This is a genomic window from Chitinophaga sp. RAB17 (assembly GCF_052114225.1).
Classification (GTDB): Bacteria; Bacteroidota; Bacteroidia; order Chitinophagales; family Chitinophagaceae; genus Chitinophaga.
Map to the genome: position 1 here is coordinate 81,655 of NZ_JBFREI010000015.1, position 13,282 is coordinate 94,936.

The following is a 13,282-nucleotide window of genomic DNA, read 5'->3' on the forward strand; positions in this document are numbered from 1 at the left end:
TAATCCGCTGTGTTAAAAGATACATTCAGTCAGCATCTGCGCAGTACCTTCCTTTGCGTTGGAGATGATCATATTACATTTGACAGATGCCGGAGTGCGAGTCAACAGTTGTTCCGGCAATTTTCTGATGCCTGTACACCGGCGCCTGGAAGTCGTATCGCTGTTCTCGCAGAAGATCCGCTGCTGGCCATCATTATGGTCCATGCAGTTATATCAGGCAACTGTACTGTTATACCGGTTCCTCCCGGATATACAGAACAGCAGATCAATAAGCTATTCGATATGCTTGATCCCGCGTACTGTATAGTGGAAACTCATCTGTCACATAAATGTAGTGCGGCATATAAACTGTATTGTGTAGATAGTTTACCGGAAACAGTTGAGGAAAATGATATTTCCGGCAGAACACAGTGGAGCGATGTGCCGTTGATACTCTGCCATACCTCTGCAGATGGCAGTTTAACGAGGAAAGAAATTTCAGTCGGCTTATTGGAGAAAACCTTTTATCAGTACGATGAACTTTACGAGGTAAAGCCAAGCGATGTATTGTTAATTTTTGAAGAAGAATTATATGCCCGGATCCCCGAAGTGCTCTGGGCCTGGTACAATGGCATCACGGTGGTATTACATGCAGCAGCAAACGAAAGCCCGATGGATCAGTGGGTACCTACCGCCGTCAGCTTCGGAATGCAGTTTGGTCTGTTTTATTTCGGCAGTCATAACGAAGGCGTTACGGAGAGGAATAAATACAAATTGCTGATAGACTCCGTAAAATTTGCAGATGAGCATGACTTCAGTTGTGTATGGACGCCTGAAAGACATTTTAACCAGTTCGGCGGGCTTTTTCCGAATCCATCCGTATTAAGCGCTGCGTTGGCAATGGTCACCAGCCGTATTCAACTGCGCTCCGGGAGTATCGTGTCTCCACTGCATCATGCAGTCAGAATTGCAGAAGACTGGTCTGTAGTTGACAATTTATCAAACGGAAGAGCGGCTGTTTCTTTTGCTTCGGGATGGCAGTGCAACGACTTTGTTTTTTTTCCTGACAGATATGACAAGCGACATGAATACATGCTGGAACAGATAGCCGAAGTGAAAAGCTTCTGGAAAGGGGAACACCGTGCCATGTTGAATGGATTGAAAACACCTGTGGAAGTTGAAATTTTCCCTAAACCGGTACAGGCTGAGCTGCCGGTTTGGATGACAGTATCAGGAAAGACAGAATCTTTTGTGGATGCGGGGAAAATTGGCGCCAATATCCTTACACATCTGCTTTGGCAGGATACGGATGAACTGATAGGAAAGATCAGGGCATACCGGGATTCTCTCGAATTGAATGGATTTGATCCCGCATCCCGTATTGTATCAGTAATGGCGCATACATTTCTTGGTGCTGACAATGATGCGGTAAAAGAAAAAGTAAAACCATTCCTGATGGACTATATCCGGTCTTCAGTTCACCTGATAGAAGCCATGTCTGGCAGTAATGTACAGAACAGGGAGAAAAAGGATGTCGTTGGCAGATATGGTACTGTGGAAGAAGAAATGCCGGCAGATCTGCTGGAACAGCTGGTGGAATTTGCGTTTGAACGTTTTTTTGAAAAAGCTGCCTTACTGGGAACACCTGAAAAAACACATCATCTTATCCGGAAATTAAAAGGGTATGGAGTAGATGAAATTGCCTGCCTCATTGATTTTGGCCTCCCTGATAAAGAAATTCTGGCAGCGCTGCCCTATCTGGACGAGCTGAGAAAACTATATGATACAAAGTTGATCCGGAAATATAATGTTACCCTGATGCGCTGTTCCAGTGAAAAACTGACAGCCCTGAAAAGCAATAAGGATGCAGCCCTGTTCCTCAGCAGGCTGCGGAAAATACTGACAGACAACGGCCATGATGCGGTATCAGCAGAACTGGAATACGATCACAGACAGCATATACTTCGTTTTAATGACAACGATGTAAACAGTTTGTTTGACGTGATTGACACTGACATACCGGAGATGAAGGAAGCAGATGTGCTCGAAGATTTTAACGCGCCCATTGATAAATCTTTTTAAATAACAGCTATACTAAAGCAACTATGTGCGGAATAACAGGAGTATACAATATTGGTGCCCCCCGTCAGGTGGAACGGAATGTGTTGCAGGGCATGACAGATGCGCTGGCTCATCGCGGCCCCGATGATGCTGTGATCCTTACAGATGACAGGTTCGGATTTGGTATGCGCAGACTGAGTATCATAGACGTGGCTAACGGAAAGCAACCATTTTACAGTGAAGATGGAGCGGTGGTGCTGATCTGCAACGGTGAAATATTCAACTACAGGGAATTACGGGATGAGTTACAGCAAAAGGGTTACCGATTCACCACCCTGTGCGATGTAGAAGTTATCGTACATCTGTATGCGGAGTATAAAAGGGAGTTTCTCCATAAACTGAATGGGCAGTTTGCCTTCGCCATATTCGATAAACGGGACAACAGCCTTTTTCTTGTAAGAGATCAGTTCGGTATCTGTCCATTGTTTTACGGCATTTTCAACAATACACTGATATTTGGTTCTGAAATAAAAGCCATCCTGGCGCATCCGCTGGCAGTTAAACAAGTGAACCTCACCGGGCTGGATCAGGTATTTTCATTTCCCGGTATGGTAAGTCCAGTTACCATGTTCAAAGGTATTGAATGCCTGCCGCCGGGACATTCCCTTCACATCAGGAATGAGGCGATACAGGTTAAAAAATACTGGGACCTTGATTATCCTGAAGAGGCACACCTCTATGAAAGCCATTCGGAGCAACATTATGTGGAACAGCTCGAAGAGTTATTATTTCAGTCAGTAAAACTCCGCCTGCAGGCGGACGTTCCGGTGGGATTCTATCTCAGCGGTGGTCTTGATTCTTCTCTTATCGGGGCCATTATGAAAAAAATCAATCCTGATATTTCCTATCACTCTTTTTCAATTATGTTCCCGGAGTTATCGGATAAACAGATTGATGAAAGAAGATTTCAAAGGATGATGAGTGAACGTTTAAATTCCATTCATCATGAAATCCCTTTTAACTATATGGATATAGAGAAAGGGTTGAGAGAGGCGGTATTCTTTGCGGAAAGCCCGCTGAAGGAAACCTATAATACCTGCTCCCTGCAATTATCGAAGTCAGTGAACAGGAACGGCATAAAAGTAATTCTCTCCGGCGAAGGCGCCGATGAGTTTTTCGGTGGATACGTTGGATACAGATTTGATAAACAAAGAATCAACGGGGGAGAGGTGAAGGGACTGGAGGAGTTGCTGGAAGAGCAGATAAGGCAGGAGTTATATGGAGAACCGGATTTTTTTTACGAGCTGAATCAGCATGAGCTGAAGGAATCCAAGCAAATGCTGTACAGTCAGCGTGTAAATACTGCATATGCTGATTTTGATTGCCTCACGAAAACCGTCATAGACAAAACCAGAATCGCCAACAGGCATGTTTTTCATAAGAGATCTTACCTGGATCTGAAGCTGCGGTTATCTGACCACCTGATTGCGGATCACTGCGACCGCGTGGCCTATGCAAATTCAGTGGAGGGAAGATATCCTTTCCTGGATATCAACGTGGTAGACTTTGTAAGAACAATCCCTCCGGATGTTAAAATGAAGGACCTGGTGGAAAAATATATTCTGAAGAGAATGGCTGGTAAGTACCTGCCGGAGGCCATCATCGACAGACAGAAGTTCGGCTTTGTGGCGCCGGGAAGTCCGCAACTGCTGCAGGGCAATATCGAATGGATACAGGACATGCTGTCGTATGAAAGAATAAAAAGGCAAGGATATTTTGATGCCGATGTAGTGGAAAGGCTGAAGAAGATCTACGGAAAACCTGGTTTCCGACTCAATCTCCCTTACGAGTCCGATTTGCTGATAGTGGTACTTACTTTCAATATTTTTCTGGATGTATTCAATATGCCCGACTATTAAATCCACTTAAAAAAATAAAGATCCCAATCGAAATAAACTTACTCTGACATGACTGTTGATAAACAATTTGTTCACCGGGTATTTTCAGTGATCGCCTGCGCTTCGCCTTCCGCTATTGCGGTAGAAGAAGAGGGCCGGCAGATTACTTATGCAGGTCTGGAAACAGTATCTGGCCGGTTGGCTGGTTTTCTGTCTGGAGCAGGCGTTAAAAAAGAAACCATTATTGGCGTTATACTGCCTTCCTCTGTAGAACTCGTGGCATCACTGCTGGGTATATTCAGGACAGGGGCAATCTATCTGCCGATAGATATGCAGTTTCCGGCGAAAAGGCTGCAGCAGATATTCACTGTTTCAGCACCTGAAATACTGATCATTCACCGCTCCTGGCTGGATGAAGTGCTGCATTTTATCCGTGAGTGGGATGTAAAGATGCCTGGTATTATTGTTCCCGGTGACATGACTTCGGATACTTCTATACAATGGATAGCACCAGGCCAGCCACCTGTGGACGTGAATGTTGACACATATGCACCATTCAGTTATGAAGGTTCGCCGGAAGATGCTAACTATATATTCTATACTTCCGGCTCTTCCGGAGAAGCAAAACCCATCCTGGGCTGTCATATCAGTCTTAGTCATTTTATTCAATGGGAGATCAGGGAATTCAGTCTTAACGAGACATATAAAATCAGTCAGCTTACAAAAATCACCTTCGATGCCTCGTTGAGAGATATTTTCGCTGCGTTGTGCGCAGGCGGCACTTTATGTATCCCTTCAGAAACAACCAGGAATAATATTCCGTTACTGATCCGGTGGTTGGACGAGCATGGTGTTAGTCTTGTGCACTGTGTGCCGTCATTGTTCAGAGTGATCATTAAAACATTGCAGGCCGGGACTTATAACAGTGCGCTTTTTCCCAGGCTGAAATATATATTGCTGGCAGGAGAAGTGTTGTATTCAAAAGATATCAGCGATTGGAGAAAGGCTGCCGGTATGAGCGCTGAAATTGTGAATTTGTATGGAGCGACTGAAACCACGCTGGTAAAAACCTTTCACCGTATCCGGGAAATTTCAGCAGAGGCATCGCAGCCGGTACATGTGGGCGTGCCAATCGATAATACGCTCGTGGCGATCATCAACGACGGCGCCTTGTGCCGCATAGGAGAAATTGGTGAGGTATATATAAAAACACCATTTGCAACAAAAGGATATTATAAGAATGAGGCCCTCACCGGAACTGTGTTTGTACAGAACCCACTGTTGCCGGACAGAGAGGATATTGTATTCAGAACAGGAGATATGGGAAGATATCTTCCTGGTAGAAATATTGAAATACTGGGACGTCTCGATAACCAGGTGAAGATAAACGGTATTCGGCTGGAATTGAATGAAGTGGAGCAAGCGATGATGCAACAGGACGGTATTGAGCAGGTAGTGGTTAAATTTCACAAGACTACAGATGATCTGCAAATGCTGATCGCCTACTATACAGGGCGGCAGATCAGTGGTGAGACCCTGAGGGATTTTCTCCGTAATTCACTGGCCGATTATGCCATTCCCGCACATTTTATCTGGTTGGAAGAATTTCCGCTGAATCTGAATGGAAAAATAGACAGAAGATCCCTGCCCTTGCCCGAAGCAATTATTGAGTCGGGTGAATATGTGGCACCTGAAGGAGAAACAGAGATAAAGATTGCCGCCATCTGGAAGTCTATCCTTGGATTAAAGCGTATCAGCAGAACAACTTCTTTTTTTGCCTCCGGTGGACACTCCCTGCTGGCTATTCAGCTTTTGTCAAGGATCTACAGCGATCTGCAGGTAGATTTGAAAGTCGGCGACATATTCGCTCATCCTACCATAGCACAACAGGCCGCCCTGATCGCTGTTTCCGAAACCGCATCGTTCAAAAGTATACCGGCAGGTGCCATCAGCAATGGACTGCATGAAGCGTCCCGGGGGCAGCACAGATTATGGACGCTTGCCCGGCTGGAAGAAGGTAGTAATGCCTATAATATGGCAGGCGCTTATCTGCTGAGTGGACATCCCGACATTAATGCCCTTCAACAGGCTTTCAACGCCTTTATCAGCCGGCATGAAATATTGCGCACTAATTTTATGCCTGATGGTGCCGCGCCGAAACAACTGGTGCATGCGGCCGGTCAAACAGATTTCCATATCAGTTACCACGACTACAGCAGCAAGAGGTATGCTGCAGATGATCCATTTATTATATCACTGATAAATGAAGAAGCTGCCCGGTCTTTTGACCTTGAAAACGATCGGTTGCTGCGTGGGACATTACTGCAAATAGCACCGGATAAACACATCTTCCTGCTCGTCATGCATCATATAATTTCTGATGAGTGGTCTATGCAGATCCTGGTGCGCGAGGTAGCAGCCCTATACAATGCCTTCCGCAGCGGTGACAAAGCCGATTTACCGGAATTGAAAATTCAGTACAGGGATTTCGCTTCCTGGCATAATAAATTATTACATTCCACAAAGGGCGAAGAAAACAGGCAATTCTGGCTGCAGCAGTTTGCAGATACACCGCCAACATTAAATCTGCCGACCGATTTCATACGCCCTCAGGTGTTTACCTCAAATGCAAAAGCGTTGTCCTTTGTGATCGGTGAAAATAGTGCTGCACAATTGGTAGCGCTTGCGCAGCAACAGGAGGCCACGCTTTTTATGGTCCTGCTTTCTGCCGTATGTGCGCTCATTTATCGCAAAACGGGGCAGCGTGATCAGGTGATCGGTTCCCCCCTGGCAGGAAGAATCCATAAAGACCTGGAAGACCTCATGGGCTTATTCATCAATCCACTGCCGGTCCGTGTCCGTTTCCCGGAAGCCTCGCTGTTTACAGACCTGCTGGAAGTAGTAAAAAAGACTACGCTGTCAGTATATAATCATCAGCTCTATTCGCTTGACATGTTATCTGCCGACCTCTCTATGAAGAGGGATTTTAGTCGCTCCATGTTTTTTGATGTGGCGGTGATGTTGCAGAATGTAAGTGGACGAAACGACGGACAGCAGGCGTTTGAAGGATTATATGTGGATTATCTTCCGCTGGATGTGGTAAGCAAACATGACTGGGAATTCTACTTTGTGGAAGAAAACGGCGCCATTCATCTTACCATTATTTACAATACTGATTTATATATGCCGGATACCATCGCGTTGATCGGAAAAGAGTTGTTGCAGATACTTGAATTGGCGGCAACAACTTCGAAATACCGGCTCGATGAAAATGATACTGATACTATGATTGCCGAGAGGTCGCAGCCTATCAGCAACATTTTTTAATAAATTATTTCTCCCGTAATCAACTTCTCCAAAATGCATTACACATTCGATGTCGGAAAGGAAGCAGACCGTATTATTGCGGAAATAGAACACCGGGTATTTTATACTTTTTACAGAGCAGGAGCAGTACTGGGGATTTCCGGTGGGATAGACAGCAGTGTGGTGGCAGCACTCGCAGTACGGGCGCTGGGTAGAGATAATGTATTGGGGCTGCAGATGCCGGAACGGGATTCCTCACCACTCACCGCCGATTTGTCAACACTGATAGCCAAACATCTTGATATTATCACCATCGAGGAGGACATCACAGCCATGCTCGCGGCATCACCCTGCTATACCATGCGCGACAAAGCCATTCAACAAATCATACCGGAATACTCGGAGTTGTACAAGTGTAAAGTTGTGAATTCGAGTTTGCTGGGAGAGGAGCAGGGGAATGTTTTTTCAATTGTAGTCCTTTCCCCGGACGGGAAGGAAACACGGGCTGTGCTACCGGCAGAGGTGCTCAGAACCATTGTCGCCGCCACCAACAACAAACAAAGGGTACGCAAGCTGCTGGAATATTTTTATGCCGACAAACACCACTACGTTGTAATGGGAACGCCGAACCGCCTGGAATATGAACTTGGCTTTTTTGTGAAAAACGGAGATGGTGCGGCAGACATGAAGCCTATAGCGCATCTTTACAAGCGTCAGGTATATGAAATGGCGAAATATCTGGGCATCCCCGATATTATTCAAACAACACCTTCTACCACCGATACCTATTCACTGGAGCAAACACAGGAAGAGTTTTATTTCGCCATGCCTTTGCTGAAACTTGACCAGTGTCTGTATGGTAAAAACAATGGGTTGCCGGTAGCGGAAATAGCGGGTAGCACAGGTCTTACCGAGGGACAGGTGCAAGTGGTATTCAACGATATTGATCAGAAGAAAATACTGACGGAATACCAGCGCTTAAATCCGGTGATGATAGGAGATATGTAAGCGTGCTGCCTGCGAATACAATTTTATTAACGCATCATTTCATAGCCTGATATGCGGCATATGCTATCTGCCTGCCCTGGCGCCAATTAATGATTGATAACAATGAATAAGGAATTTGTACACAGCGTTTTTGAACAGCAGGTGACCCTGTCACCTGAGGCGATTGCCATAGAACATAGTGGACGTAAAGAAACCTATGACCGGTTGAACAGGCAGGCCAACAGAATTGGCCATGTATTACAGACCATCATACCTCCCAAAGGTGTAACCGCAGTATTGCTGGATGCAGACCCGCTTTACATCAGAAGCATTTTGGGTATACTGAAATCAGGAGGTGTATTTATGCCTATGGATGCCCATATGCCCTTACATCGTTTACAGCAGATGCTGGAGCAAAGCAAGGCCGCTGTGTTAATCACTTCGGAAAAATTGCTGCCCCTGGTGGAGCGCCTCATGGAAAATACACCGGTGAAATGGTTGATGTTATTGTCTGATAATGATATTCCGGTTAAAGTGTACGAATGGAAAAATGATCATCTGCATGAGGTGTTTGTAAGCCAGGGAATCGTCAATAATGAGGAAAATCTTCCACTGCTGAACAGCGGTGAAGATGGCAACTATATTTTTTTTACATCAGGATCTACCGGCGTACCAAAGGGCATACAGGGAAAGCATGTGAGCCTGTCCCACTTTATCCATTGGGAGATGAGCGAAATAATTAACGGTAGCAAGGTAAAAGTGAGCCAGCTGACGCCGGTCACATTTGATCCTTCATTGCGGGATATATTTCTTCCGCTTTGCTCGGGAGGTACCTTATGTATACCGGACAGGGCAGACAGAGAAGATCACCTGGCATTGCTGAAGTGGTTAAATGATGCCAGGGTAACGGTAGTGCATATGGTTCCGTCATTGTTCAGGGCACTTATAAAAACAATGAGCAGCCTGCCTGATCCATCTTCCTGCCTGCCATCACTAAAATATATATTACTGGCCGGAGAGCCATTGTATGGCTATGATGCTGTTAACTGGTACCGGTTGAAGGGAGAATCAGTACAACTGATCAACCTCTATGGTCCTACTGAAACCACGCTTGCCAAATTCTTCTATCGGATCAGCGATTACAATCAGTTGCTGAAAACACCGAATGTAAATATCCCGGTTGGTAAACCTATCAGCAACACACTGGAAATGGTTTTTAGCAATGGGAGTATTTGTAAGAACGGCGTAGTGGGAGAAGTATATATCATGACGCCTTTTATGACTAAAGGATACATCGATGCCACCCTCAATGAAAACGCTTTTGTACAGAACCCGCTGCACAACAAATACACAGATATAGTATATAAAACAGGGGATCTTGGAAGATATCTTCCTGACGGAAATATAGAGCTGGTGGGGAGATTGGATTTCCAGGTCAAGATAAATGGCGTCCGCGTAGAGATAGAGGAAATAGAATATCATCTGCGGAGCATTGAAAAAATTGCGCAATCAGTGGTACTGGTAAAGGAAATGAGGAATGGTGAAAAGAAGCTGGTCTGTTATTATGTGGGAAAGGAGCCGCTGGATGACGCAGCATTGAAAGAATACCTGGAACTATATCTTCCCGGATCTATGATTCCGGCTTACTTTATTTCACTGAAAGAAATGCCGTTGTTACTCAACGGAAAGATAGATAAAAAAGCGCTGCCGGATCCGGTGCTAGCCGCTGCAGCCGACTTTGAGCCACCGGCAACAGATATGGAAAGAACACTTCATGAAATATGGAAGGATGTATTTCATGCAGACCGTATCAGTGTGCTTGATAGCTTTATTAGCCTGGGAGGAAACAGTCTCAATGCCATCCAGGTAATGACGAAAATCAATGGAAGCCTGCAGGCCGGGATCAGACTGGGAGATCTCCTGAAACTGACAACGATACGGAATATCGCAGCGGAAATTGACAGAAAGAAAAGGAGTAACGGCAAAAGTATAGAGCCGCTGGGAGAACAGCCGTTTTATGAATTGTCGTTCCTGCAAAAAAACTACTGGCTGGCAGAGAAGATGAGCGATGGTAACAATGCGTTCATGATGGCAGGTGCTTATCTGCTGCTGGGTCAGCTGGACAAAGACGCTTTTGCAAAGGCGCTGCTGACGGTGGTAGAAAGACATGAAATACTAAGAACGGTTTTCCAGGCAACAGATGGAGAACTAAAACAGGTGGTGAGACGCTGGGATACCGGAAGCTATGATATGCTGTTTGAAGACCTGAGGCAGGAAACAACCAGGATACAGGATATTGCAGACAAGGAAGTGAAAATCCCTTTCGACCTGGAAAACGGTCCTTTGTTCAGAACCCGGCTAATGCAATTGCAGGAGGAGAAATATGTTTTTCTACTCAGCATGCATCATATTATTTCGGATGGTTGGTCTGTAACCATATTGATCAGGGAAATACTGATGCTCTATAATGCTTATCGGGCCAACAGGAGTAATCCGCTCAAATCTTTACACGTACAGTATAAAGACTTCGCAGCCTGGCAGAATGCCCGGCTGAAAAATGGTGTCATCAGCGATGCGCGCACATTCTGGCTGAACAAATTTGAAAAACTGCCGGAGTCGGTCGGGCTACCGTCAGATTTTCCACGACCTGAAAAAAGATCCTTCCGTGGAGATACCATCTCGCAACATATAGATGAACACCTGACGCGCAACCTGAAAGAATTCAGCAGGACTTATGGCGTAAGTCTTTTCGTATTGGTTACCACAGCACTGAAAACATTGCTCTATAAATATACCGGACAGGAAGACATTATAGTGGGTACTGCCGTGGCGGGCCGTGATCACCCCGAGCTGGAAGAGCAGGTAGGACTGTACACCAATAACCTGGCGCTGAGAACAAGGGTGAGCGGCCAGGAAAGTTTTCTGGATTTACTACAGTCGGTGAATAAAGATGTGCTGGAGAGTCTTAATCACCAGTCCTATCCCTTTGATTTGCTGATCGACGAACTGAAGTTGCAGCGTGATTTTGAAAGATCGCCCCTGTTCGATGTACTGATACTGGTACATAATTTTGAATCCCTGATGAATGAAGACAGCCGGATGGAGGGCCTTCAGGTGGAAGAGATTCCGCAGAACATCAAAGCCAGCAAATTTGATCTCAGCTTTATTTTTTGGGAAGATGGTCCATATCTCAAGATGGACATCGAATACAGTACAGATATTTTTCGCGCGGAAACTGTATCCTGGTTTAAAGATGCACTGGTAAATATTCTGAAGGCCGGTGTGGATACACCTGCAGTTTCAATATCTGATCCGGTACTATTATAAACAATTGAGCATATTCTGCTTTTAACACTTCTTATCAACTATCTGTATGGATCTGTCAAAAATCTTAAAAAAGCGGTCCCGGAGTTTCATATTTTTTATGTTACTGCTGGGAGGCGTCAATAGCCTGTTGTACACTGCAATACTTGCACTGATCGACCACAGTATTGGCAGTGGCCAGGCGCAGGCCGGCAATAGAAACTGGATGCTGTTTGCCGGAATGGTGCTCCTGTCTTTTTTTATTTCAAGGGTTTTTCAGGGATATATCATCCGGCTGACACAAAATGTATTCTTTGAGTTTGAAATGCTGCTGATCAATAAACTTCGCCGGGCCTCCTATCAGAAAGTAGAGCAGATGGGTAGTGAAAAATTGTACACTGCAGTAGGAGATATCCGGACATTGAGCGGATTACCGGAAGCATTTATGCAGGCTTTTAATTCGGCCATTATCATCATTTGTTCGCTGGTATATATATTCTTCATTTCTCCCTGGGGAGGTGGAAACATACTGGTGCTGATGGTTGTACTGGCAGCCATTTATGTGGTGAGAAACAAAATCATCATGAAGGATCTCAACAAAATAAGAGATCTGGAGAATATCCATTACCGTTACCTGCATGATCTGCTCGAAGGATTTAAGGAAATTAAAATGAGCCGGCGGCGGAGTAACAAACTGTTTGAGCGTATAGGCCAGAACAGACTCAATAGTAAACAACTCAGTATCAAAACCGGCATCAGGTATTTAACCAATGAGCTGATCGGCATCTATAGCTGGTATGTAGTACTTGGTATGGTGTTATTTGTTTTACCAATGATATGGAAAATGCCTGCCGCCGACATTTCCTCATTTATCATTGTTGTGCTCTACCTGATGGGACCCGTTGCCCGGCTGGTAGTCTTCTTTTCCTATTATTCCGGCTCTTTTATCGCTGTAAAAAGACTGAAAGATTTTGATAAGGAAATTGATGTTCCTGACCCCTCTGCGGCAACTGACGAAGCGGTGACGGCTGTGACGACTCAGGAGTTCAGGAAAATTCAATTTGATAATGTTGCATATGAATACTTTGACGCCAAGCATGAAAAAACTTTCAGCTGGGGGCCGGTGGACTTCACTATTAACAGGGGAGAGATCGTATTTGTGACAGGAGGGAATGGCAGCGGCAAGAGTACTTTTGTGAAATTGTTTACAGGGCTGTATTCACCGGTACGGGGACATGTTTATTATAATGATGACATCATTACCAGCCAGGAGCTGGCTACCTATACAGAGGAAATATCTGCCATATTTACCAACAATTATATTTTCTCCGAGAACTATGATGACTTTGACCTGAGTACCAACAACACTGAACTGGGGAAGTTCGTCCAAATGCTTGAGATGGAACAGCTCATTCGTTTTAAAAGTAACGGCACCATCGATGCCAGTCTTTCGAAAGGCCAGCAAAAGCGCCTTGCACTGATCTTTTCGCTGCTGGAGAAAAGAGATATCCTTATTCTGGACGAATGGGCGGCAGAGCAGGACCCGCGCTTCCGTGCCTACTTTTATAAAGTGTTGATACATCAGCTCAGGGCAATGGGAAAAACCATCATCGCCATTACGCACGATGATGAATACTATGAATATGCGGACCGGTTAATCAAATTTGACTACGGCAGAATATTGGAATTTGAGTATAGCAAAACGGAAAAGATATAGCTCCCGTAGTATCTGATCATTCAATAATAAA

General features: G+C 45.1%; 6 protein-coding genes. All 6 read left to right on the forward strand.

Annotation, left to right across the window (positions count from 1 at the left end):
* Positions 1–9: 9 nt before the first annotated feature.
* Complete coding sequence (locus AB4Z08_RS31945) at positions 10–2,061, forward strand: MupA/Atu3671 family FMN-dependent luciferase-like monooxygenase (RefSeq protein ID WP_441577844.1); 2,052 nt, start codon at positions 10–12, stop codon at positions 2,059–2,061.
* Between the two features lie 23 nt (positions 2,062–2,084).
* On the forward strand, positions 2,085–3,959 hold the full coding sequence (gene asnB / locus AB4Z08_RS31950; RefSeq protein WP_441577845.1) for an asparagine synthase (glutamine-hydrolyzing): 1,875 nt from the start codon (positions 2,085–2,087) through the stop codon (positions 3,957–3,959).
* A 48-nt stretch (positions 3,960–4,007) separates the two neighbouring features.
* Entirely contained in the window at positions 4,008–7,265 is a 3,258-nt protein-coding gene (locus tag AB4Z08_RS31955) for a condensation domain-containing protein (protein WP_441577846.1), read from the forward strand.
* A 33-nt stretch (positions 7,266–7,298) separates the two neighbouring features.
* Entirely contained in the window at positions 7,299–8,252 is a 954-nt protein-coding gene (gene nadE / locus AB4Z08_RS31960) for an NAD(+) synthase (RefSeq protein WP_441577847.1), read from the forward strand.
* Positions 8,253–8,354: 102 nt separating this feature from the next.
* A complete protein-coding gene (locus tag AB4Z08_RS31965) occupies positions 8,355–11,558 on the forward strand; it encodes an amino acid adenylation domain-containing protein (protein ID WP_441577848.1) in 3,204 nt (1,067 codons plus the stop codon).
* Positions 11,559–11,604: 46 nt separating this feature from the next.
* Positions 11,605–13,251 (forward strand): cyclic peptide export ABC transporter, encoded by a 1,647-nt coding sequence (locus AB4Z08_RS31970; RefSeq protein ID WP_441577849.1) that lies wholly within the window; start codon positions 11,605–11,607, stop codon positions 13,249–13,251.
* The last annotated feature ends 31 nt before the right edge of the window (positions 13,252–13,282 follow it).